The organism is Dyella sp. PARNA 12/25 (assembly GCF_055702865.1).
Genome location: NZ_JBVQCI010000010.1, coordinates 86,847 through 110,382, shown reverse-complemented (window position 1 = coordinate 110,382; position 23,536 = coordinate 86,847). Strand labels below are relative to the sequence as shown.

Below are 23,536 nucleotides of genomic sequence, written 5' to 3'. Positions count from 1 at the left end.
AGCCGGGCCACTTCCCCATGCTTGCCGGCTCACACACCGCACGCCTGCCGGGAAACTTCACGGGGGGATCAAGCGAATGACGCATGGATCATTACTTGAAAACTCAACAGGATAGCCGCCCCACCCGTGAAATCTGGACCCCCAACCCCCATTTAGGGCGCTGCCTGCGTACCATTTGCCGGGGCGCGGCCATCCAGCAGGGATGACCCACCCCTTTCACCCGAACGACCGATACCCCCGCCACTCACGCGGATAGAAGGAACGCATGAACACAGCCACCAAGCACAGCCGCCTGCTGATCCTGGGCAGCGGCCCCGCCGGTTACACCGCCGCCGTCTACGCTGCCCGCGCCAATCTCAAGCCGACGCTGATCACCGGCCTGCAGCAGGGTGGCCAGCTGATGACCACGACGGAAGTGGACAACTGGCCGGGCGACGACAAGGGCGTGCAGGGTCCGGAGCTGATGCAGCGCATGGCGCAGCATGCGGAGCGCTTCGAAACCAACATGGTGTTCGACCATATCCATAGCGTGGATCTTAAGCAGCGCCCGTTCCGCCTGAAGGGCGACTCCGGCGAGTACACCTGCGATGCGCTGATCGTGTCCACCGGCGCTACCGCCAAGTACCTCGGCATTGCGAGCGAGGAGCACTTCAAGGGTCGCGGCGTCTCAGCCTGCGCCACCTGCGACGGCTTCTTCTTCCGCGAGCAGGAAGTGGTGGTGATCGGCGGCGGCAACACGGCGGTGGAAGAAGCGCTGTACCTGTCCAACATCTGCAGTAAGGTTTATCTCGTGCACCGCCGCGACAAGCTGCGCGCCGAGAAGATCATGCAGGACAAGTTGTTCGACAAGGCCGCCGCCGGCAAGATCGAGCTGGTATGGAACCACAGCGTGGACGAAGTGCTGGGTGACAACTCCGGCGTGACCGGCGTGCGCGTCAAGGACGTCAACACTGGCGTGACGCGCGATATTCAGGCCACCGGCTTCTTTGTCGCCATCGGCCATACGCCGAACACCGGCATCTTTGAAGATCAGCTCGATATGCACGACGGCTACATCAAGATCCGCAGCGGCCTGAATGGCATGGCCACCATGACCTCGGTGCCGGGCGTGTTTGCCGCTGGCGACGTGGCCGACCATGTTTATCGCCAGGCCGTGACCTCGGCCGGTTTCGGCTGCATGGCTGCACTGGACGCCGAGCGCTGGCTGGATCAGCAGGGTCCGGCGAGCTGAAGCTTTTGATCGTCATTCCGGCGCAGGCCGGAATCCAGTTGCTGCAGTATCTGGCTGTCGCCATGAGTCTGGGTGCTAGCCCTTCGCGACAATCAAGCCATATCGCCACTGGATTCCGGCCTGCGCCGGAATGACGGCACTGAGAGGGTGAGGTGTTCCCTAGGCGACGACACTGCGTCCTCGCGTAAGCACTTTGGATTGACGTGATCGAAGCCCGCTTCCACGACAGCATCGAACGCATCCCCGCCCCGGCGTGGGATGCGCTGCGGCCCGACGACAATCCGTTCGTTTCGCACGCCTTCCTCGCTGCGCTTGAACGCACCGGCTGCATTCGCCCCGACTGGGGTTGGCAGGCGCATCATCTCGGTCTCTATGAGAACGCGCAGCTGATCGCCGCGGCACCGCTCTACCTCAAGGGCAACTCCCACGGCGAGTTCGTGTTCGACTGGAGTTGGGCCAGCGCCTGGGAACGTGCAGGCGGCGACTACTACCCCAAGCTGCTCAACGCCGTGCCCTTCTCGCCGGTACCCGGGCCACGCCTGCTGGCCGGCACGGGCATTCGCGCGCCTGCACGACAAGCGGCACTGGTCTCTGCAATGCGTGCACTTGCCGAGCGCATGCAATGGTCCTCGGTACACGCCAACTTTCTGCGCGACGATGAACTGGCCGCGTTCGACCATCACTGGCTTAGCCGCTCGGACGTGCAGTTCCATTGGCGCAATGACGGCTACACCGACTTCACGCAGTTCCTTGGCACCCTCAATCACAAGAAGCGGAAGAACATCCGCCACGAACGCGCTCATGTCGCCGACAGCGGGCTGGCTATCGAGATGCGTGGTGGCAGCTCACTCCATGGGCAGGATTGGCGGCGTATCCATGCGCTGTACGAATCGACGTTCGATGCGAAGGGTAATCACGCCGCGTTGACGCGCGAGCTCTTTCTCACGCTGGGCGAAACCCTCGGTGACAACGTGCAGGTTGCCGTGGCGCGGCATAACGGCGACATGGTGGCCATGGCGCTTTTCCTGCAGAGCCGCGACACCTTGTATGGCCGCTACTGGGGCGAAGCCATGCACATACCCGGCCTGCATTTCGAGCTGTGCTACTACCAGGGTATCGAGCACGCCATCCGTCGTGGCCTTCAGCGATTCGAGCCCGGCGCACAAGGCGAACACAAACTGGCCCGGGGCTTTCTGCCGGTGCGTACCCACTCGCGCCATTACCTGGTGAACCACGACTTTCGTAGCGCCGTGCGAGCCGCGTTGGCTCAGGAGGCCGAAGCCATGGACGACTACGCGCGTGAGTTGCATCGCCATAGCCCCTACGCACACGCTCCCGGCCAATGATCGGAACGTGTCAGCCGAACGACAGGCTGACCACTTTGCCAGCGTCATCGAGCCCCAGCCCAAACTTGAGCACACTGCCTGGACCGAATTCGATCAGATAGTCGCTCCAGTTCACACCACTGTCAGCGCGCTTTCCCTTGAAGATGAAGGCAGTCGGCGCACCGAAGGGTGAAAATCGCTTAGCCAGTCGATCGGAAAGGCCATGCTTCATTTTTTCCTGCAATTTCGGGCCAAGCTGCGACAAGTCCTCGTCGCCCTTTTGTAGTTGAGCGAACATGTCCCTGGCCACTGCGGTCGCTTTGGTGTCCTCATTCCCGGCAGGCCGCCTTTCGCTGGCCGCCAGCTCGGGATACAGGCGATCGAAGATAGCCGTGGTCAGCATCTCACCCGGCTCCGGGTTGTCGCCGTTATTGGTGAAAGCGATGATGCGCACACCCTGGACTGGAAAGTATTCGTTCGCCGTCGTGAAACCGAACGAGCCGCCGGTATGACCGACACGCGGCTGCCCTTCCACCTCGTCGACGAAAAGCCCAAGGCCGTACTGAGCGCTGCCCTTGCTGGTGGTCATCACTGATGTACTCATCAGCGCATAGTCTGCAGCGTTGATGATCCGACCATGGGTCAGCGCTTCGTTCCAGCGCTGCAGATCGGCAATAGTGGATACCAGATTCCCCGCGGACCAACCCACCGTGTCGTGAATGGTCGGTGCGCGCTCAAATCGCCCGTCCACATGTCGATAGCCCACCGCCATATCCGACAGATGCCCCTCATCGGCCACGGTGTACGTGTGGGTCATCCCTGCGGGGGCGAGCAGATGCGCTTTGACGTATTGCCCATACGACTCGCGTGAAACGACCTCGATGATGCGTCCGAGCAGCAAATACCCTGTGTTGCAGTACGACCACTGGCTACCCGGCGAGAACTCGAGTGGCTTGTCGCGCACGCGTGCCAACAGCTGACCGAAGGTAGCGGGCTTCACCGCCACGGTTTCGACATCCGGCCCGTCGAGATACTCGGGCAGGCCACTGGTGTGTGACATCAGCTGCCGCAAAGTCACTTCTTTGGCGTGGGGCGCATCGGGCAGATACGTTGCAACCGTATCGTCGATGCTGAGCTTGCCAGCCTCCTGCAATTGCAGGATGGCGGCCGCCGTGAATTGCTTGGTAATGGAGCCGATTTCGTACCAGGTATTCAGACTGGCCGGGAGGCGATGCTCCTGATCTCGATAGCCGTAACTCTGGCTGTACAGCAGCCGCCCATCCTTATAGACCGCAACCACCGCGCCGGGCGTGCCCGTGCGCAGCAACAAGGCGCCAGCGTCGGCGTCGATGTGCTTGGCGATGGCTGGATCAAGGGCGCCCGCAGCGGGCGACGCCAAAGGGAATGCCAGCAGCGACAATACCAAGGCGAAATGGCGCATGGTCATCCGAGGCTTCAAAGGGGTGGGCCATCCTAATCACAGCGACATACCATTAGCATGTGTCCCACGGCGCCCTCCCTCCCCTGGAAATCCGCACTCGCTCGCGATGATTCGACTGCCCTTGCTCGACTCGGCCAAGCCGGAGCATTTTCCCGATCCGCGCAAGGCATTGAACGACCCGAACGGCCTGCTGGCCTTCGGCGGCGACCTCTCGCCCAAGCGACTGCTTGCCGCGTACGCGCAAGGCATCTTTCCCTGGTTCAACGAGGACGAGCCGCTGCTGTGGTGGTCGCCCGACCCTCGCTGCGTCTTTCACACCGACTCGATCAAGATCAACCGCAGCCTGCGGCGACGACTGAGCGAGGTGTCATGGCGGGTCACGGTGGACCAGGCGTTTCGCGATGTCGTGGAAGCCTGTGCCGCGCCACGTCCCGGCCAGGCGGGCACATGGATCGTGCCGGCCATGGTAGGTGCGTATACCCACCTGTTCGACATGGGACACGCCCACAGCGTTGAGGTGTGGGAAGGCGACCGGCTGATTGGCGGCATCTACGGCATTGCCGTGGGGCGCCTGTTTTGCGGGGAATCCATGTTCAGCCTGGAAAGTGGCGGCTCGCGAGTCGCGCTGACCGCTCTCGCCCAGCTGCTGCGCCAATGGGATTTCCCGCTGATCGATGCCCAGGTCACCAACGCCCATTTACTGAAACTCGGCGCCAGGGAGTATCCCCGCACCGAGTTTCTGCGCATGGTGTCCCAGCTGGCGCACCTGCCCGGTCAACCCGGCAGCTGGGCCAGGTTCACCGAGCTGGCTCAACTGCCAGGCTTACGCGGCAGCTGAGCGGCGCTGTTTGGCGGCGCGGTAGGAGTCGAGAATGGTCTCGCGCACCGGCGTTTCGCCGGTGGCGAGCACGTGCAGCCATTCGTTTGTGCTCATCACCGCTGCAAAGCGCGATTGCTCCACCACACTGAACACGCGATGGATCTCTTCAGCGCTTGCATAGCCTGCGCGATTGGCATAAGAGACCGAGCCCGACGCATCGTGCACAAACTCCACCTGCATGCCGCGATCGAAGGCGTGCTTGATGGTGGTGTCGTTGCAGTTGTGAGTCATATAGCCCACCACGGTGAGTGTATCGATGTCGTGTGTTTTCAACCAATCAGCCAGGCCGGTTTCGCTGAACGCACTTGGCAGCGGTTTCTGGAAGAACGCATCGCGATGACGCTTCTCCACCGTTTCGTGCACCAGCCAGCCTTCGCTTCCCTGCGCAAAGGCAGGGGCATCCGCCGGCGAATGCTGCTGAATCACGATCACCGGCACGCCGGCAGTCGTGGCGGCATCCATCACGCGGCCAATGTTAGCCAGGGACTGCGACGGCGACGGGTATTCGATCTGCAGGTTGCCGGTGAAGTACTCGTTCTGCACATCGATGACGATAAGCGCGCGGCGGGGCTGGTGGGACATGGCACGGCTCCTGACGGGTGAAAAGGTAGGCAAATGGTGCGCGCCACGGCACTTGCGCACGAGTGGCCCGAAGGACAACATTCGATGCAATCGGGCCACACCGGAAACAGCACCATGCAAACCATTCGAGTGGTCGTGGTCGCCTTCGAGGGCATCCTGCCCTTCCATTTGTCCGTACCCTGCGCGGTGTTTCAGTACCCCTCGGCGGTGCAGCCCTCGCCGTTTCGGCTACGTGTGTGCTCGGCCGAAGGGCCGCAGATCAACACCTCAGCCGGCTTCGCCATCAGCACGCCTTACGGGTTGGAAGAGCTGTCCCGTGCCGACCTGATCGTGGTGCCGTCGTGGCGCGACCCGGCCGAGGCACCACCCGCACCGTTGCTGGCGGCGCTGCAACGCGCAGCACGGCGCGGCACGCGCATCGTCGGGTTGTGCCTGGGCGCCTTCGTGCTTGCCTATGCTGGCCTGCTCGACAACCGCCGTGCAGCCACGCACTGGGGCTGGACGCAGGAATTGATGGAGCGATTCCCCAAGGTCGAAGTCGACGCCGATGTGCTCTATGTCGATGAAGGCCCCATCGTCACCTCGGCCGGCGCGGCAGCCGGCATCGACTGCTGCCTGCACCTGGTACGACAACTGCTGGGTAGCGAGATCGCCAACCGCATTGCACGTCGCATGGTGGTGTCGCCGCTGCGTCGCGGCGGGCAAGCGCAGTTCATCGAGCAGCCGCTGCCCGACATGCCTGCGGACCGACGACTGGCACGCCTGCTGGAGAATGTGCAGCGACACCTGCACGAAGATCACAACCTCGACGACATGGCGGCCAAGCTGGCCATGAGCCGGCGCAGTTTCACCCGACATTTCCGCCAACTCACCGGCAGCAGTTTTGGCGACTGGTTGCTCACCCAACGACTGAGTCAGGCCCAGCGCCTGCTGGAGACGACCAGCATGCCGCTTGAACGCATCGCGCAAAGCATCGGCCTGGGCTCACCGGTGACGCTGCGCCAGCATTTCCAGCGCACGTATCGCACCTCGCCGACCAACTATCGCCGCAGCTTCAATACGGCGCGAGTTGAGGCAAGCTAAGTTACGGAGGTGCGTGCGTTTCGTGATGCCTGCTCGAGCGCTGCAATCCTTACGACACGAGGAAGCCCCAGCCCTTCAGCAACTCGTGCACGCCGTTGATGACGAACTGCACGCCGATGCACACCAGCAGAAAGCCCATCAAACGCGAAAGTGCATCGATGCCCGTCTCGCCAAGAAAACGCATGATCTTGGTAGCGCCGCGCATACACAACCAGAACACCAACGCAAACAGCAGAGTCGTCGTCAGCACCACCATGTGCACCATCAGCGTCAGCCGCCCGTCCGGTATGCCGGCGGACGCGCTGATGATGAAAGCAATGGTGCCTGGCCCCGTGGTGCACGGCATGGTGAGCGGTATGAATGAAATGTCCTGCAACTTGGCGGTGGGCTCGTGCGAAGCCATTTCCGCCTGCACTTCGTCCTCCTTCCCTCGTGCCGGGGGAAACAGCATGCCAAAGCCGATGTACGCCACGATCAGGCCGCCCGCCACGCGCAGGCCCGGAATGGAAATGCCGAATCCACTGATCACCGCAGTGCCTGCGTAGAAGCAGACCAGCAAGACAATCAGCACATAAAGCGTGGCGCGATTGATCTGGCGGTTGCGTTCCGCCTCGGGATAACGCCCGGTTAGTGCCAGCAACACCGTGGCGCTGGTGATGGGATTGGCGATGGGCAGCAGGCCCAACAACCCAAAGGCAACGTAATCGAGGAATGCGTGCATGGGCTTCCCATGTGGGATGGACCGGTAACAGCCTACCGCCAGAGATGTCCGCAGGAAAGCGTACCTACACCGACTGGAACAGATGCGGCACGAAACAGCTGGTGTTGCGCGTGATGCGATCATCATCCTCGCGCATGCCGATGCCCACGGCGGCATGGCCCACCACCCACGAACCGACCAGCGCATGGCGGCCGTCAAAAACGGGCAGCGGTGCGAACGCCTGATAGATGCAAGGTTCATCGGTGAACGGGCCGGCATCGCCGCGTTCGAGCACGATGACACCCGCACCTTCCCTGCCCCAGCACGGCTTGCGCACAGCCACGCCCTCGATCGCCTCGCGCCGACGGCTGGCCGGCAGCAGATTGGGATGCCCCGGGAAGAACTCCCACAGCAGGGGCAGGATGGCCTTGTTCGACAGCAGCATCTTCCACGCCGGTTCGATCCAGCGCAGCCGCACGTCGGGCAAGTGGTCGGCAAACGGCTCGGCGAGCATCCATTCCCAGGGATAGAGCTTGAACATCCGCTCGATGGGCGCATTGTCCATGTCGATGAAGTCGCGACCCGACCAACCCACCTGTTCGATATTCAGGGCCGTGGTGCGGTGACCAGCTTGCATGCAGGTGTCGAGCAGATAATCCGTCGTCACGCCATCTTCGGTGCTGTCATAACAGGCGGCGAAGTGCACGTGCGATGCCTTGGGCCACACCTTCCACCGCTCGACCAGCGCTTCGTGGATGGCGTTGAACTGATCCAGCCCGGGCGCGGTGTCCTGCAGCCAGTACCACTGCGCTACGGAGGCTTCGAACAACGCAGTAGGCGTATCCGCGTTGTATTCAAGCAGGCGCGGCGGCGCACTGCCGTCATAGACCAGATCCATGCGCCCATAGAGCGCCGGCTCACGATCCCACCAACTGCGCTCAACCAGGGTGGCGGCACGAGCGTCGAGGCCAAGCTCCGCATACCGCCCGGCACGCACGATGCGGTCTACCGCTTCCAGGCACAGCGCGTGCAGTTCGTTGGTGGCGGCTTCGATCTCGTCGATTTCGCGAGCCTCGAAGACGTAACGTACGTCTTCCCGCCAGTAGGGCTGCCCATCAATGGTGTGAAATGCAAAGCCCAACGATTCGAGTCGAGCCCGCCAGTCGACGCGCGGCGTGCATGATTCGCGGCGCATCAGCTGCCTCGTGCAGACACGCGGCCGGTCGAACCGAAGCCGCCGCGCGACCCCAACTCCACCGACTGGGGCCCACCGGCAAAACCGCCTGTCGGCACGCTCCGCGCTACCGAACCCATGGTGCGGCCCGGGCCCGGGTCAGCGGCGCCGCCCCGTGCATCGCTGCGGTACCACGGGCCGAAGTAATACAGGCCACCGTGACCCGTCGACCCGACTTTGTTGTCGATTTCGCACTGGCCAGTGGAGTAGTCGTGCACGCAGTCTTCCAGCGAATCGTAGCGATTGCGCTGCACATCCTGGCCCCGACCGAATACCGACAGCCCCACGATGGCCGCACTACCCAGCGCGATCAACGGCACCGCCATCGAGCGTTTCTGCGGCCGCAAAGCTGAAGAGCTGAACTGCGCGTCACGGTGAGGCGCAGCACCGGCATGGCGCGACGTTACGGGACCCATGGACTTACGCGGCGGATTCATGGCGAACTACCACGTCATCGCCGCGGCATTGATCAGGCCAACGCCTATCGCTACTGCTGCGGCGAATACCGCGACGGCGCGATTGTCCCGCTCAATCTGCCCGGCAAGATCATGGATAAGCGGGCGCATGGCCAGATGAGCAAGCCACTGCACCACCATCGCTACCACACCCCAAAGTGCGAGGTCGGCGAGACTGACGCTGTGCGCCATGGCACTGGCCAGGGGCGCCACAAAACCGATCAAGGCACCGGCAAGACTGATGGCCGCCGCTAGATTGCCGTGGCGGATCAACAACATTTCACGCTGCGGCGTCAGCCAGACATGCACCGTGCAAAACACGGCAAGAAACAGAACGCCAAGCCCAAAATACGCCACGAACGCTGGCAGCGTCGAAAAGTCCGGCCACACGGTGTTGTCCCCTGTCGAGGCGCCTGCTACAGGCGCCATCGCAGTGTAGCGTAACGGCGATTGATGCCGCCCAGCGAAGGCGGTCAGTCTGGCTCCATGCCATCGACGCCGATAGCTTTCAGCGCGTCGTAGTGCTCCAGAAACAAAGCAACGATCTGCGGATCAAGCTGCCCGCCTGCTGCATTGCGCAGATAGTCCAGCACCTCGTGTTCCGGCCACGCGTGCTTGTAGACACGCGGAAAACTCAGTGCATCCCATACATCGACTACGCTGAAGATGCGCGCCGCCATGGGAATATCCTCGCCGCTCAAGCCACGCGGGTAGCCCGTGCCGTCCCAGCGCTCGTGATGGGCATAGGGAATATCGATGGCGGGGCGCAGAAAAGCGGTACGCATCAGCAGGTCCCGACCCAACAAGGGATGGGTACGCATCAGCTCCGTTTCCTCCGCCGTCAGCGGACCGGGCTTGATCAGAATGGCATCGGGTAGTGCCAACTTGCCGACATCATGCAAGAGCGCGCCAAAGCGGACGTGGCGCAACGCGTCACCTTCGAGGCCGGCATGACGCGCCAGCGCGACCGTCATGCGCATGACGCGCTCGGAGTGGTCACGGGTCTCTTTGTGGCGCACATCCATGGCCGACACCAACGCACGCAACGATTGCTCATTACCGTTGAGCAGCATGTGGTTGAGGCGATCCAGTCGGCGTACATCGCGGCCGATCAGCCAGTACAGCAGCAGGCCGGTGCACAGCACGTAGAAGCTGCCCTTGGCGGTGTGGAGCCAGCTCAGCGTGTGCGAATCGTAGCCAAGCGAAAACAGCAGGCGATCTGAAAAGAACACCCACACCCACGCCAGCATCATGTAGATAGCGGCAATGCGAACTTGTGGCTTGAACGTCACCCAATCTCCCCCGCCGCAGACCCCAGTTTTGTCACCTGCGGACTGAACAACACCTGGAGCATACCCTCAGAAGGGCGTGGCGTAAGGGCTACTAGCGCACGCTGGCGAGCCTTAAGCGTCTTCGGGCTCGATCAGCACATCCACAGGCTGGCCTTCGTTCAGTCCAGCCACCGCCGCCAACGATTCTTCCAGCACCAACCAGAACACACCCGCACGCTCGACGACGGCACCACGAAAATCCTGGCCATTGAGGCTGCCGCGTACTCTATGTCCATGACCGCATTTCCACAGCGGTCGTGCCGGAGTGGACCACTGAGTTACCGGATCAAACGGCAATGGCAGTTGCCATGGCCGCTGAGTACCTTGGATGGTGGTGCGAAACGCTACGGCACGATGTCTGTTCATGCCCCACTCCGCTCACGGACCCCGGCTAAGAAGATAACGGAGGCGGGGTGTCCTGTGTGAGGGTGCAGAGGCTCAATCATGCTGTTCAGCTGCAAGCCGGCAGTCTCGAAGGCCGTCACCCAACTGCCCAAAGTGCGGAAATACCACGGAGCAGGCTCGCCAAAGCCCTCGCCGCAGCCCGCCCATGAGCCTTCGCGCCAGCCATCGCGATACGGCGCCATGCCAGCAGTCAACGGATGTAGCGTCTGCACTAGCAACACACCGTCAGCCTCAAGCAAGTCAGGCACGGCAGCCAGCAGCTGGTCGACGGACGATTCGCCGAGCAGCGAAAAATTGCACACCACCGCATCGGCACGCTCTTGCAGCGCGCCCGCTGCCACTTCAGCGTACGACATGACCCTGAACGTGCCGCCGCCCTGAGTCTGCGCCGCATCGACCAGCGCAGGTATCGCGTCGACGCCGGTCACCCGAACGCCAGCGCTGGCCAGCGGCCGCGCCAGCCAGCCCTCGCCGCAACCCAGATCGATGACCGTGCGCGGCGCTCGCGCCAGCACGGCATCGATGATGGCCTGATCGGTGACCAGCTTGCGGCTCTCGATACGTCCACCGCGCACGGCGCGTTCCCATGCCTGCGCGTTGGCTTGCCAGGCATCGAGAATCAGCGATTCACCCGAGCCTGGCGTCATACGGATGCTCAGCCGGCGCGGCTGACGTATTTGTTGGCCACGTAGTTGTCGAGAATGCCGATGAACTCATTGGCGATATTGTCGCCACGCAAGGTCATGGCTTTCTCGCCATCGATAAAGACCGGTGCAGACGGCGCTTCGCCATTACCCGGCAACGAGATGCCGATATTGGCGTGCTTGGATTCGCCCGGCCCGTTCACCACGCAGCCCATCACGGCGAGCGTGAGGTTCTCCACGCCGTCGTATTTCACGCGCCACAAGGGCATCTGCTCGCGCACATGCGCCTGCACCGTGCGCGCCAGTTCCTGGAAGAACTCGCTGGTGGTGCGGCCGCAACCGGGGCATGCCGTAACCAGTGGCGTGAACGCACGCAAGCCCATGGTCTGCAGCAGCTCCTGCGCCACGATCACTTCGCCGGTACGCGACGCACCCGGCTCAGGTGTGAGCGAAATGCGGATGGTGTCGCCAATGCCTTCCTGAAGCAGTACGGCCAAGGCAGCCGACGAGGCCGTGATGCCCTTGGAGCCCATGCCGGCCTCAGTAAGCCCCAGATGCAGCGCGTAGTCACAGCGCGTCGCGATATCGCGATACACCGCAATCAATTCCTGCACACCGGACACCTTGCAGGAAAGAATGATGCGATCGCGCGGCAAACCGATCTCTTCAGCGCGATGGGCCGAATCGAGTGCGGAACGAATCAGGGCTTCGCGTGCCACATGCGCGGCATCCCACGGTTCGGCGCGACTGTGGTTTTCATCCATCAGGGTGGCAACCATGCTCTGGTCCAGCGAACCCCAATTGGCACCGATGCGCACCGGCTTCTCGTAACGCAAAGCCATGTCGATGATAGAGGCGAACTGGCTGTCTTTCTTCTTGCCGAAGCCAACGTTGCCCGGATTGATGCGGTACTTCGCCAGCGCCTCGGCGCAGGCAGGCTCAGCTTCCAGCAACTGGTGGCCGTTGTAGTGGAAGTCGCCAATGATCGGCACATCCACGCCCATCATGGCCAGCTTGTCGCGTATGCGAGGCACCGCTGCGGCGGCAGCCGGCGTGTTCACCGTAATGCGCACCAGCTCCGAGCCGGCGCGCGCCAGTTCCGCGATCTGCTTGGCGGTGCTGGCCGGGTTCTCGGTGTCCGTGTTGGTCATCGACTGCACGACGATGGGCGAACCACCACCGACGGTGATCTTGCCGATCTTGACACCCACGCTTGGACGGCGCGGCAGAGGCTGGGCGTTACGCGGGGCGGAATTCGAGTCGCTCATGGACGATTTTTCGCAAATCAGTGCCCGCCGGCGGCGGAGCCAACTGGAGAAGGATAACCGAATGGCCAGCGCTGCCCTAGCAAGCTTTCTGCACCTTAGAACTATGCGGCAAAACCGCGCAGCGTAGCCATTCCAGGCCCGCAAGCGAGGATCATGGGCGACGTGGAATAACGAGCAAAGGCTAAGGAGGCCTCACGTACCATGCTCTCGACACTTCTTCGCCAGGAAGGCGCTCATCGCATGTCACCCTCCCCCTCATGTGCCGGCTGTGGACACGCGTCTGTCTGCCAGGCCAGCGGCTATGACCGCCCGGAGCTTTCCGGGATGCGTCATATTGCTGAACGCATCGGGCCGCTGCGCACCGGGGAGTATCTCTATCGCCCCATGTCACCTTTCCGCGCCGTCTATTCGGTGCAGTCCGGCATGGCCAAGACGGTGGCGGTGGATATCGCCGGTCGCGAGCAGGTGGTGGCATTCCATCTGCCCGGCGAGATGATTGGCCTGGACGCCATCGATCGTGAAGTGCACGAAAACGCCGTGGTCGCCTTGGGCAAAACGCAGTTCTGCCGCTTTCCGTTCTCCGCGGTGAAGCAGGTGGCCACTGAGCAGCCCGAAATTCCCTGGCACCTGGTTCAGGCAGCAAGCCAGCGCATCTCGCGCCTGCAGCTGACGGGCGGCAATTATCTCGCGGAAGAGCGCTTCGCCGCTTTCCTGGTCGATCTGCGTGACCGGCGTGCCACGCTTGGTCTGTCCGCCGATTACCTGCCGCTACCGATGTCGCGCGCCGATATCGGCAACCACCTGCGCCTGACCACGGAAACCGTGAGCCGGCTGCTGGGTCGCTTCAAGCAGCGCGAAATGATCGCACTCGATCGCCATGGCCTCTACATCAAGGACCTGGACGCTCTGCGCGAACTCGGTCAGTCGCTGCTAGTGCACTGAAGACTGCAAGAAACAGGAGCAGGCCGCCAGGCCTGCTCCTCGCTATGCCTCTCCGCCTGAAGGGGCCGATGGACTGCCAGTACGGCGCAATGCCGCAACCAGCAGCCGGCGCAGCAAGTGCTCGCTGGATCCTGCGGGCTTCGACAGCCCCATACGCGCCAGACTCTCGCCCTCGCCTTCCACGGGTTGCCCGGGGCTCAACGCTGCCTTGAACAGACTGGCCTTGCCTCGCCACGTCGTACTGCGGGATTTCAACCAGCCAAGCGCGGGCAGCAGGCGCTGCTCTTCCTCGGTGAAATCGCAGCCAAAGGGAAATGCTGGCAAGGCACCTTTTGCCTGCCACGTGCAGAGCGCCTCGCGGAGGCTCTCCGGCGTGTTGTTGCGCCAGCGCTCCGGCACCTGAAAGTCCGCCGCCAATTTGCCGTTCGATTTGGCTTCCGCACACAAGGCATCAATAAAACGCGCGTCCGCAATAGACAGCATGGCTTCGATACATTCGCTATCGGTCTTGCCGCGCAAATCGGCCACACCGTACTCGGTCACGAAGATATCGCGCAGGTGACGTGCAATGGTGGTGTGACCGTAGTTCCAACGGATGTTGGTTTCTACGCCGCCGCGCCCCTTCCGCGTCGAGCGCAGCATGAGTATGGAACGACCGTCCGTCAGCTCGTGCGCCATCGCCACGAAATTGAATTGCCCGCCGACGCCACTCACGACCTCGCCATTTTCCAGGCCGTCGGACACTGCCGCACCCAGCAAGGTAGCCATCATGCAGGTGTTGAAGAAGCGCGCGCCGCGGCGTTGCAGCGCGGCGAGGGTCTGATGATCGCCATACAATTGGTTGACGTTGGAGACGCGGCACATGTCCAGCGCATGCGGGTCCTCCGCCTCCAACATCGCCAGCCATTCATACAGTTCGCGGGAACCGAGAAAAAACGCGCCGCGCAGGTAGTGTCCACCCGGTGTTTCCGGCGGCAACCGACCGCAGGCTGCCGCGCGTTCGAGATCGATGCTGTCCCAGGCGCGACGCTTGAGGATGCCGGCGCGCTGCAGGTGCATGAAGCCATCCATGACCATTTCGCTGGCGCCGTACAAGCCGGTGCGAAGCGGTGCAAGTCCACCAAAGCGCGCCGCCAGAGCGTGCGTACCACCACGCGGATCAAGCGCCACCAGCGCGCGGCGCCACTGCGTGTTGTCCTGCTGGCGCCAACGCAACGTATGCACCAGTGCATCGGACAGGCTGCCGATGCCAATCTGCAGGCATCCGCCATCTCGCACCAAGGCACTCGCATGCATGCCAAGCGCGTACTCGACGATATCCACCGGCTGACGCGGTAACGCAAATAACGAAGGGGCCGTCTCGGTCTGCAGCTCGATATCGAAATAGTTGCGATCGACCTCAGCGTGACCGCTGACATACGGCAAGTCAGGGTGCACCACGGCCACGCACAACGGACGCGGCTTGCCGGACTGCACGACCTGATCAATGAAATCCAAGGTCAGATCGGGATTGCACGAAAGGCTGTAACGCACACCTTCCGCCGTTTCACGCTTCGCGACCAGCTGCACCAGCAGATTGATGTCCTGCACGGCAAGGTCGCGCGCGACATGCGTGTAGTTCTGACTGATGTAGTTGCGTTGGGCGCTACCCGAGTGCAGCAGCGCACCCGACTGCATGTAGAACTCATGCACGGCCACGTTGGAGGGCAGCTGATTGCGCGCCTGATCCACCGCGTATTCCGGGTCCACCGCATCCGCGCCGAAATGCCGCTCGACGAAAGGGGTCATGAAGCGCTCTTCCAGCCCCGGCGCCGGCCGCGGTCGCGTGAGCGACAGTGCGGTATAGAGCGCCAACGAACGCGACGTGTCCGCCTTGGTCAGTCGATACAAGGCGTTGAGCAGCGCGTGTGGCTTGCCTAGCCCCAGTGGCGCCGCCACGCGCAGATCCGGGCCGAGTTGTTCGGCGATCTGCTGAGCGCAGGCTTCGGTGTCCGAATGGCATTGCTCAGGCGACATGGAGCCAGCATGACAGAAGGTTCATTGAGACGACATGATCGAAAACGTGGCGCGTATTGGTGCCACGATCAGGGTGAACATGGCTTGAAGACGCCCTGCCTCCATGCCCTACACTCGGGCCATGAAACCGAAGCGACCGCTTGCGCCTGCCCGAATCAGACTGCATGCCGAACAGGCGCTGAGCCGGGCCGCCGGTGCTCCCCTACTGGGCGGCAATGCCGCAGAGCTGCTGATCGATGCGGCCGCCCATTTCGACGCCTGGCTTGCCGCCATACGCGGCGCACGCCACCACGTGCTGCTGGAGAACTACATCATCCGGGACGATGAGGTAGGCCGTAGCTTTCGTGATGCACTGGTCGAGTGCGCGGAGCGTGGTGTCTTCGTTGCCGTGGTGTATGACTGGCTGGGCTGCAGGGGCCAATCCCGCGACAGCTTCTGGACGCCACTACGTGCAGCGGGCGGCCAGGTGCGCGTGTTCAACCCGCCGCAGTTTGGCAAGCCGCTGGGGTGGATCAGCCGCGACCACCGAAAGTTGCTGACCGTCGATGGTGTGCATGGCTTTCTTTCAGGCGTGTGCATCAGTCAGAAATGGCTGGGTGACCCGGCACGCGGCATAGCGCCATGGCGCGACACCGGCGTGGCCTTGCGCGGGCCTGCCGTGACCGCACTGGAACGCGCTTTCGCCGAGAGCTGGGCCAGCATGGGTGCACCGCTGCCACCCCTTCCTTCGAACATCGATGACACCGCTGCTGGCGCAGTCACCCTGCGCGTGATCGCAACGCAACCGGCCACGGCCAGCATGTATCGCCTGGATCAACTCATTGCCGCCATGGCGCGCAAGACCTTGTGGCTCACCGACGCCTACTTTGTCGGCGTGGCGCCCTATGTGCAGGCGCTCGCCGCGGCGGCGCGCGACGGTGTGGACGTTCGCCTGCTGGTGCCGGGCAGCAGTGATATCCCGGTGGTGGCCGGCATGTCGCGTTCCGGTTATCGCCCCTTGCTCAAGGCGGGCATCCGCGTGTTCGAGTGGAACGGCAGCATGCTGCACGCCAAGAGCGCGGTGTCGGATGGACAGTGGGCGCGAGTGGGATCGTCCAACCTCAATCTCGCCAGCTGGATGAGCAACCGCGAGATTGACATAGCGGTGGAAGACGCGGAGTTTGCCCGCTGCATGGCCGAGCAATACGAGCGCGACCTGGGCCATGCCACCGAGATCGTGCTTGCGCCGCGTCGCTGGAACCGCAGTAGCGACCACATACGGAGTCACACCGAGCGCCCGCCTCGCCAGAGCCGCATGGGCGGCAGCTCCGGGCGTACCGCAGCCAGTGCACTGCGTATCGCCAACACGTTCGGCGCGGCACTGACCGACCGCCGCGTGCTCGGCGACACCGCCACCGGCCCACTGCTCGTCGGCACCCTGGTGTTGGCCGCTTTCGCGGTGGTTGCGATCTTCTGGCCGGCCATTATCGGCTGGCCGCTGGGCCTGCTGGCGGCCTGGTTCGCGATCAACCTGGGAACGCACGCGTGGCAGCTGCGCAAACGGTTCATGCGACGCCAAGCTGAATTCGAAGACGGCGAGTAATCCTGGCATTTCGTTCTATTTCAAATAACTAGCCACCATGCCTCATGATCAGGCTGTGCTTGATCGGGCAAGCGAATGTAATCCAAGCATTCGGCGTGGTGATGTCGTGCTAGTCTCCCGCCTCCATGCGCTCGCCAGACGACACCAGCACCGACGCAGGCGGTTCGCCGCCGCGGCAGATCCTTACGCCCAGCTCATTGAACCGGCTGGTGCGCGATCTGCTGGAAGACGCGCTGCCGCTGATCTGGATCGAAGGCGAACTGTCCAACGTGGCCCGGCCGGCCTCCGGGCACCTGTACTTCACCTTGAAGGACACCGGCGCCCAGGTGCGCTGCGCCATGTTTCGGCCCAAGAGTGGCTGGCTGAAATTCCGTCCCGCGGACGGTATGCATGTGCTGGTTCGGGCGCGCGTGGGTTTGTACGAACCGCGCGGCGAGTTCCAGCTAGTAGCCGAACACATGGAACCGGCCGGCGAAGGCGCGCTGCAACGCGAGTTCGAGCAGCTCAAAGCTCGGCTGGATGCGGAAGGCTTGTTCGACCCGGCACACAAGCGGCCCCTGCCCCGTTACGCTCGCCGCATTGGCGTCATCACCTCGGCCACGGGTGCCGCGATCCGCGACGTACTGAGCGTGATGGCGCGTCGCTGGCCATTGGCGGATGTCGACGTACTACCCGTACCGGTGCAGGGACGCGAAGCGCCGCCCGCCATCGTCCAGATGTTGCGCAAAGCCTCGGCCAGCGGCCGCTACGATGTATTGCTGCTCACCCGCGGCGGCGGATCGTTGGAAGACTTGTGGGCGTTCAACGACGAACAGGTCGCCCGCGCCATTCATGCCAGTGCCGTACCGGTGGTCTCCGCGGTAGGCCATGAAATCGACTTCAGCATTGCCGATTTCGTGGCGGACCTGCGCGCGCCCACACCCTCGGCGGCGGCTGAACTACTGGTGCCGGACGCATACGCACTCATTCGCCACCTGGATCAATTGCAGCAGCGGCTGGTGACGCTGGAACAGCGCCGGCTGCAATCACGTATCCAGCGCGTGGACCACTTGTTCGCTCGCCTGCAAGCGCAACGGCCGCAGGCACGCCTGGCGCGCGATCGTGAGCGGCTGATGCATCTGCAGCGCCGGCTGCTAGGCCTGCAGCGCGAACAGGCGCAGCGTCGCCAGGCGACGCTTGATCGCGTCCATGCGCGCTTACTCGCCCAGCATCCTCGCCTGCGCCTGATGTTATGGCGTCGCCAGCTTACGGAGCTGTCGCAGCGTATGCGCCAATCCATCGAGCGACAGCTGGAGCGCGATCGCCTGACACTGAAGCAGGCGGGCCGTGCGCTGCATGCCATCAGTCCACTCGCCACACTGGATCGTGGCTACGCCATCCTGTTCGATACCGATGGCAAAGTGTTGCGCTCCGCGCAGAACGTACCCGAAGGCACGCCGCTTCGCGCACGCCTCGCCGATGGCGAGTTGAAGCTGAGAAGCGAATAGAAACACGCCCTGCGACATATCCGCTCAACATCGCGCAACTCACACACCCTGAACAAGTCCCGTCGCATGCTGCACGTCTTGACCTCAGGAGTGCGGCATGAAGGCAGCAACACTGTTTGTGAGAGCGTTGGAAGCAGAAGGGGTGCACAGCATCTTTGGCGTGCCCGGCGAAGAGAATCTGGATCTGGTTGAGGCATTGCGCGACTCATCGATCCGCTTGATCGTGACGCGCCACGAACAGGCCGCCGGCTTCATGGCGGCTACCTGGGGCCGACTTACCGGCGAGGCGGGCGTCGCTCTCTCGACGCTGGGCCCGGGCGCCACCAATCTCGTGACCGCCGCCGCCTATGCCCAGCTTGGCGCCATGCCGATGCTGATGATCACCGGTCAGAAGCCCATACGCGAGCACAAGCAGGGTTTGTTTCAGCTGGTCGACGTGGTCGACATGATGCAGCCACTGACCAAGTACACGCGCCAGCTGGTGTCGGCATCGACCATTCCCGCGCGCATACGCGAAGCCTTCCGCCGCGCGGAAGAAGAGCGCCCCGGCGCGGTGCACCTGGAATTGCCGGAAGATATCGCCCGCGACACGGTGGAAGACGCGATCTTGCTACCCACCGAATACGCGCGCCGCCCTGCACCTGACGAGGCCGCCCTGGTGCAGGCCGCCGAAGCGATCAGCAGCGCAAAGCACCCCATTCTGATGATCGGCGCTGCCGCCAACCGCCAGCGCACCACCGTGGCGCTGCGCGCCTTCATCGACAAGCTGGGCATTCCGTTCTTCAGTACGCAAATGGGCAAGGGCGTTGTCGACGAGGATCATCCGCTTTGGCTTGGTAATGCCGCGCTGACGGATGGTGATTTCGTGCACCGGGCCATTGATGCGGCGGATGTGATCATCAACGTGGGTCACGACGTGGTGGAAAAGCCACCGTTCCTCATGCGCAAGGGGCGACGTACGGTCATCCACATCAATTTCTCCAGCGCGGAAGTGGACGCGGTCTATTTCCCGCAGATCGAAGTGGTGGGCGACATAGCGCATACGATTGAAAGGCTCACTGACGCGCTGCAGCCACAGCCACACTGGAACTTCGAGTTCTTTGATCGCGTGCGTGAAGCCTTTCTTGCGCAGCTTTGCGATCACGCCAGCGACGATCGCTTTCCGATGCATCCGGTACGCGTGGTCGATGACACGCGACAGTTCATGCCCGACGACGGCGTGCTGTGCCTGGACAATGGCATGTACAAGATCTGGTATGCGCGCTACTACCGTGCACGGCAGCCCAACACCATTCTGCTGGACAACGCGCTAGCCACCATGGGTGCGGGCCTGCCCTCGGCCATGGCCGCCAAGATGGTTTATCCCGACCGCAAGGTGCTGGCCATCTGCGGCGACGGCGGCTTCATGATGAACGCGCAGGAATTGGAAACCGCCGTGCGGCTCAAGCTCGATCTGGTGATCCTGCTGCTGCGCGACGACGCCTACGGCATGATTCGCTGGAAGCAGGCCGAGATGGGATACACCGACTACGGCATGGTGTTTGGCAATCCGGATTTCGTGCAGTTCGCCCAAGCGCATGGCGCGCATGGCCATCGCCCCGGCAGCGCCGCCGAGCTTCTTCCCACCCTCAAGCGCGCTTTCGATGCCGGTGGCGTACACCTGATCGACCTGGCCATCGACTATTCGGACAATCACCACATCCTCAACGAAGAGATCCGCCGGCTGAGTGCGGCCGTCTGATCGCCGGAGTGTTTCATGCTCGCAAAAAGCTACCCCTACTACCTCGCCAACCAGCCGCAGACATCTAAGGAAACGATGGATGTGCTGGACAAGTACAGTGGCAAGGTCGCCACGCGCGTGGCTGTGCCCGATGCCAAGGCCACCCAGAAAGCCATTGCTGCTGCGGTCAAAGCCACCGGCCCGATGCGCGACTTCAAACCGTGGCAACGTCAGCAAGTACTGCATCACTGTGTGCAGCGCTTTACCGAACGCCGCGATGAACTGGCCTATGCGCTATGCGTCGAGGCAGGCAAGCCCATCAAGGACTCAGATGGCGAAGTCACCCGGCTGATCGAAACCTTCACCATCGCTGCCGAAGAAGCCGTGCGCATCCCCGGTGAAACGATCACTCTGGAAATCGCCAAGCGCCTGAATGGCTATCACGGCTATACCAAGCGCGTGCCGCTGGGGCCGGTCTCGTTCATCACACCCTTCAACTTTCCGTTGAATCTGGTGGCGCACAAAGTGGCGCCTGCTATCGCGGCGGGCTGCCCGTTCGTGCTCAAGCCGGCGGAACGCACGCCTATTGGCGCACTGATCATTGGCGAGATATTGGCGGAAACCGACTTGCCCAAGGGTGCGTTCTCCGTGTTGACGCTCGACGGCAAGCATGCCAATCCACTGGTCGAGGATCCGCGCTTCAAGCTGCTCTCGTTCACAGGCAGCCAGATTGGTTGGGATCTGAAGGCGCGCGCCGGTCACAAGAAGGTGACACTGGAACTGGGCGGTAATGCTGCCTGCATCGTCGATGCCGATCAGGGACCACACCTGGATCGCGTGATCGACCGCCTGGTGTTTGGCGCGTTCTATCAATCCGGCCAGAGCTGTATCAGCGTACAGCGCATTTTCATCCACGAATCGTTGTACGACGAACTGAAGAAACGCCTGGTCGCCACCGTGAAGAAGCTCAAGGCCGGCGACCCGAAGAAGAAGGACACTTTCCTCGGCCCCATGATCGACGAAGCCGCTGCCGAACGCCTGCATGGCTGGATCGAAGAGGCGCGCAAGGGCGGCGGCAAGATCCTATGCGGCGGCAAACGCGATGGCGCCATGCTTGAAGCGACGCTGATGGAAAACGTGCCGACCAGCGCCAAGGCTTATCGAAACGAAGCGTTTGGCCCATTTGCCCTGCTCGCTCCGTTCCGCACCTTCGATGAAGTGGTGGACCTGGTCAACGATTCGGAATACGGCTTGCAGGCGGGCATCTTCACCGACAGCCTCGCCCACGCCATGCGCGCATGGAACGAACTGGAGCAAGGCGGCGTCATCGTCAATGACGTGCCGAGCTTCCGCGTGGACAACATGCCCTACGGTGGCGTGAAGCTTTCCGGTATCGGCCGCGAAGGCGTGCGCTGCGCCATCGAGGACATGACCGAAGTACGTTTGATGGTGATGCGCGAAATGTAATGCCGGCGCGGCGCTCGCCTGCGGGCGCCGCGATCTTCAGCTGTCACCAGAATGTCTTGCGCAGGTGCTTTGCTCTAAGGCAACGCTGATGGGTCGACCAGGAGCGCATGTCATGCAGACTGAAGCCGCTGTCGCCGCATCCACTTCCGGAACGCCATCGTCCAATCGCCTGTTTGGCCTCGTTTTCAGCGTCGTCCTGATTATCGGCGTCGTTTACGCCGGCATGCACCTGGTGCAGGACCTTTCGATAGTCCACACCCATGCCCTGGGCCCCTTCTTATTGCTTGGCATGGCGCTGCTGATCGCGCTGGGCTTCGAGTTCGTCAACGGCTTTCACGACACAGCCAACGCCGTGGCCACGGTGATCTACACCAACGCCATGCCGCCGGGACTGGCGGTGATCTGGTCCGGCACCTTCAACTTTCTCGGCGTGCTGATGTCGTCCGGCGCCGTGGCGTTCACCATCGTGTCGCTGCTGCCGGTGGAACTGATACTGCAAGTGGGCAGTCAGGCCGGCTTTGCCATGGTGTTCGCGTTGCTGCTCGCCGCCATCATTTGGAACCTGGGCACGTGGTATTTCGGCCTGCCCAATTCGTCCTCACACACCTTGATCGGATCGATCATCGGCGTCGGCCTGGCCAACCAGCTGCTTGCCACTCGAACGGGCACCAGCGGAGTGAACTGGGACGCCGCCATGGGCGTGTTCCGCGGATTGATTTTTTCGCCAATAGCGGGGTTCCTGCTGGCCGGCCTGCTGATGCTGCTGCTCAAGACTCTGGTGAAGGTGCCCGCGCTGTATCGAGCGCCCGAGGGCAACCGGCCGCCGCCGTGGCCGATTCGCGCCCTGCTGGTGCTTACCTGTACCGGCGTGAGTTACAGCCACGGCTCCAACGATGGCCAGAAAGGCATGGGCCTGATCATGTTGATCCTGATCGGCACCGTGCCTACGGCTTACGCGCTCAATGGTGCGGTATCGAGCGGCGAGGTCAATACCTTCCATGAGGTTTCAGTGGAAAGCCAGCAGGTGCTGCAGGCCCTTGGTGGCAGCATGACTTTTACCGGCAACCCACGCGAGCTGGTGACCGAGGCCGTGCAGCAACGCAAGCTGCTCCCCTCCACGGCGCCTGCGCTTGCGGCACTCATTGGCGAGATCAACCATCAGGTGGGCAACCGCCCATCGCTGCGATCCGTGCCTCCGGAAGCGATGGGCAATGTGCGCAACGACATCTACCTGGCCAGCTCCGCCATGCCGCTGGTACTTGCCCAACCCGGACTCAGCAAAGCGCAAACCGCAATGCTGACCAGCTGGCGTGGGCTGGGTACGCAGGCGATCCAGTTCATTCCGCCCTGGGTGAAGGTGGCAGTGGCGCTGGCCCTGGGGCTGGGCACGATGGTGGGCTGGAAGCGCATCGTGGTGACGGTGGGTGAGAAGATTGGCAAGGAGCACCTCACCTACGCGCAGGGTGCCTCGGCCGAGCTGGTGGCCATGGGACTGATCCAGGCCGCAGACATGTACCACCTGCCGGTCAGCACCACCCACGTGCTCACCTCGGGCGTGGCCGGCACCATGGCCGCCAACGGTTCCGGCCTGCAATGGACCACCGTGCGCAACCTGCTGATGGCCTGGGTACTGACGCTGCCGGCCTCCATTCTGCTGGCAGGCGGGCTCTACGCTGTCCTCCGGCACGTCTTCTGAGCGTTAGCCAGCTGACGGGGCGCTGGCCGCCCCAGCCCGGGCCGACG

General features: G+C 62.8%; 21 protein-coding genes. 10 read left to right on the top strand and 11 right to left on the bottom strand.

Features of this window, described 5'->3' with window-relative positions; genetic code table 11:
* Nucleotides 1-265: 265 nt before the first annotated feature.
* Together trxB and AC0GUR_RS17605 are read left to right on the top strand one after the other, a co-directional pair.
* Nucleotides 266-1,231 (top strand): thioredoxin-disulfide reductase, encoded by a 966-nt coding sequence (trxB, locus tag AC0GUR_RS17610; RefSeq protein ID WP_472878804.1) that lies wholly within the window; start codon nt 266-268, stop codon nt 1,229-1,231.
* Between the two features lie 203 nt (nt 1,232-1,434).
* Nucleotides 1,435-2,577: a GNAT family N-acetyltransferase gene (locus AC0GUR_RS17605; protein WP_472878803.1), complete on the top strand. Its 1,143-nt coding sequence runs from the start codon at nt 1,435-1,437 to the stop codon at nt 2,575-2,577.
* A gap of 10 nt (nt 2,578-2,587) precedes the next feature.
* Here the strand turns inward: AC0GUR_RS17605 and AC0GUR_RS17600 are convergent, their stop codons facing one another.
* Nucleotides 2,588-4,003: a serine hydrolase domain-containing protein gene (locus tag AC0GUR_RS17600; RefSeq protein ID WP_472878802.1), complete on the bottom strand. Its 1,416-nt coding sequence runs from the start codon at nt 4,001-4,003 to the stop codon at nt 2,588-2,590.
* A 100-nt stretch (nt 4,004-4,103) separates the two neighbouring features.
* On the opposite strand from AC0GUR_RS17600, the gene aat reads away from it, so the two are divergent.
* On the top strand, nt 4,104-4,835 hold the full coding sequence (aat, locus tag AC0GUR_RS17595) for a leucyl/phenylalanyl-tRNA--protein transferase (protein WP_472878801.1): 732 nt from the start codon (nt 4,104-4,106) through the stop codon (nt 4,833-4,835).
* On the opposite strand, the gene AC0GUR_RS17590 is transcribed toward aat, so the two are convergent.
* Nucleotides 4,821-5,459 (bottom strand): cysteine hydrolase family protein, encoded by a 639-nt coding sequence (locus AC0GUR_RS17590; RefSeq protein WP_472878800.1) that lies wholly within the window; start codon nt 5,457-5,459, stop codon nt 4,821-4,823. The genes aat and AC0GUR_RS17590 overlap by 15 nt on opposite strands.
* Before the next feature lie 114 nt (nt 5,460-5,573).
* On the opposite strand from AC0GUR_RS17590, the gene AC0GUR_RS17585 reads away from it, so the two are divergent.
* Nucleotides 5,574-6,542 carry a GlxA family transcriptional regulator gene (locus AC0GUR_RS17585; RefSeq protein WP_472878799.1) on the top strand — a complete coding sequence of 323 codons (969 nt, stop codon included), beginning with the start codon at nt 5,574-5,576 and terminating at the stop codon, nt 6,540-6,542.
* 49 nt (nt 6,543-6,591) lie between these two features.
* Here the strand turns inward: AC0GUR_RS17585 and AC0GUR_RS17580 are convergent, their stop codons facing one another.
* The 8 genes from AC0GUR_RS17580 to ispG form a co-directional block, all read right to left on the bottom strand.
* The gene (locus AC0GUR_RS17580) at nt 6,592-7,263 is read right to left on the bottom strand and encodes a MarC family NAAT transporter (protein ID WP_472878798.1); all 672 of its coding nucleotides are present in this window, start codon (nt 7,261-7,263) and stop codon (nt 6,592-6,594) included.
* Between the two features lie 64 nt (nt 7,264-7,327).
* A complete protein-coding gene (locus tag AC0GUR_RS17575) occupies nt 7,328-8,437 on the bottom strand; it encodes a glutathionylspermidine synthase family protein (RefSeq protein ID WP_472878797.1) in 1,110 nt (369 codons plus the stop codon).
* Nucleotides 8,437-8,913, bottom strand: a complete 477-nt coding sequence (locus tag AC0GUR_RS17570) for a hypothetical protein (protein WP_472878796.1) — start codon at nt 8,911-8,913, stop codon at nt 8,437-8,439. Before AC0GUR_RS17570 ends, AC0GUR_RS17575 begins: the two co-directional genes overlap by 1 nt.
* 6 nt (nt 8,914-8,919) lie before the next feature.
* Nucleotides 8,920-9,360: a DUF350 domain-containing protein gene (locus AC0GUR_RS17565; RefSeq protein ID WP_472878795.1), complete on the bottom strand. Its 441-nt coding sequence runs from the start codon at nt 9,358-9,360 to the stop codon at nt 8,920-8,922.
* A gap of 44 nt (nt 9,361-9,404) precedes the next feature.
* A complete protein-coding gene (locus tag AC0GUR_RS17560) occupies nt 9,405-10,223 on the bottom strand; it encodes an HD-GYP domain-containing protein (protein ID WP_472878794.1) in 819 nt (272 codons plus the stop codon).
* Nucleotides 10,224-10,334: 111 nt separating this feature from the next.
* Nucleotides 10,335-10,628 carry a DUF1905 domain-containing protein gene (locus AC0GUR_RS17555; RefSeq protein ID WP_472878793.1) on the bottom strand — a complete coding sequence of 98 codons (294 nt, stop codon included), beginning with the start codon at nt 10,626-10,628 and terminating at the stop codon, nt 10,335-10,337.
* Entirely contained in the window at nt 10,625-11,314 is a 690-nt protein-coding gene (locus AC0GUR_RS17550) for a class I SAM-dependent methyltransferase (protein ID WP_472878792.1), read from the bottom strand. The genes AC0GUR_RS17555 and AC0GUR_RS17550 overlap by 4 nt, the downstream gene beginning before the upstream one ends.
* An 8-nt stretch (nt 11,315-11,322) precedes the next feature.
* A complete protein-coding gene (gene ispG, locus AC0GUR_RS17545; protein WP_472878791.1) occupies nt 11,323-12,579 on the bottom strand; it encodes a flavodoxin-dependent (E)-4-hydroxy-3-methylbut-2-enyl-diphosphate synthase in 1,257 nt (418 codons plus the stop codon).
* 324 nt (nt 12,580-12,903) lie between these two features.
* Between ispG and AC0GUR_RS17540 the strand changes: the two genes are divergently transcribed.
* Nucleotides 12,904-13,521: a helix-turn-helix domain-containing protein gene (locus AC0GUR_RS17540; protein WP_472878790.1), complete on the top strand. Its 618-nt coding sequence runs from the start codon at nt 12,904-12,906 to the stop codon at nt 13,519-13,521.
* A gap of 42 nt (nt 13,522-13,563) precedes the next feature.
* Here the strand turns inward: AC0GUR_RS17540 and AC0GUR_RS17535 are convergent, their stop codons facing one another.
* Entirely contained in the window at nt 13,564-15,537 is a 1,974-nt protein-coding gene (locus tag AC0GUR_RS17535; RefSeq protein ID WP_472878789.1) for an acetyl-CoA hydrolase/transferase C-terminal domain-containing protein, read from the bottom strand.
* A gap of 121 nt (nt 15,538-15,658) precedes the next feature.
* On the opposite strand from AC0GUR_RS17535, the gene AC0GUR_RS17530 reads away from it, so the two are divergent.
* The 5 genes from AC0GUR_RS17530 (at nt 15,659) to AC0GUR_RS17510 (ending at nt 23,489) form a co-directional block, all read left to right on the top strand.
* Nucleotides 15,659-17,119, top strand: coding sequence for a phospholipase D-like domain-containing protein (locus AC0GUR_RS17530; RefSeq protein ID WP_472878788.1), 1,461 nt, complete (start codon nt 15,659-15,661; stop codon nt 17,117-17,119).
* A 125-nt stretch (nt 17,120-17,244) separates the two neighbouring features.
* Nucleotides 17,245-18,606 (top strand): exodeoxyribonuclease VII large subunit, encoded by a 1,362-nt coding sequence (gene xseA, locus AC0GUR_RS17525; protein ID WP_472878787.1) that lies wholly within the window; start codon nt 17,245-17,247, stop codon nt 18,604-18,606.
* Between the two features lie 97 nt (nt 18,607-18,703).
* Nucleotides 18,704-20,347, top strand: a complete 1,644-nt coding sequence (locus AC0GUR_RS17520) for an acetolactate synthase large subunit (RefSeq protein WP_472878786.1) — start codon at nt 18,704-18,706, stop codon at nt 20,345-20,347.
* Nucleotides 20,348-20,362: 15 nt separating this feature from the next.
* Entirely contained in the window at nt 20,363-21,793 is a 1,431-nt protein-coding gene (locus tag AC0GUR_RS17515; protein ID WP_472878785.1) for an aldehyde dehydrogenase family protein, read from the top strand.
* 112 nt (nt 21,794-21,905) lie between these two features.
* Nucleotides 21,906-23,489, top strand: a complete 1,584-nt coding sequence (locus AC0GUR_RS17510) for an inorganic phosphate transporter (protein WP_472878784.1) — start codon at nt 21,906-21,908, stop codon at nt 23,487-23,489.
* The last annotated feature ends 47 nt before the right edge of the window (nt 23,490-23,536 follow it).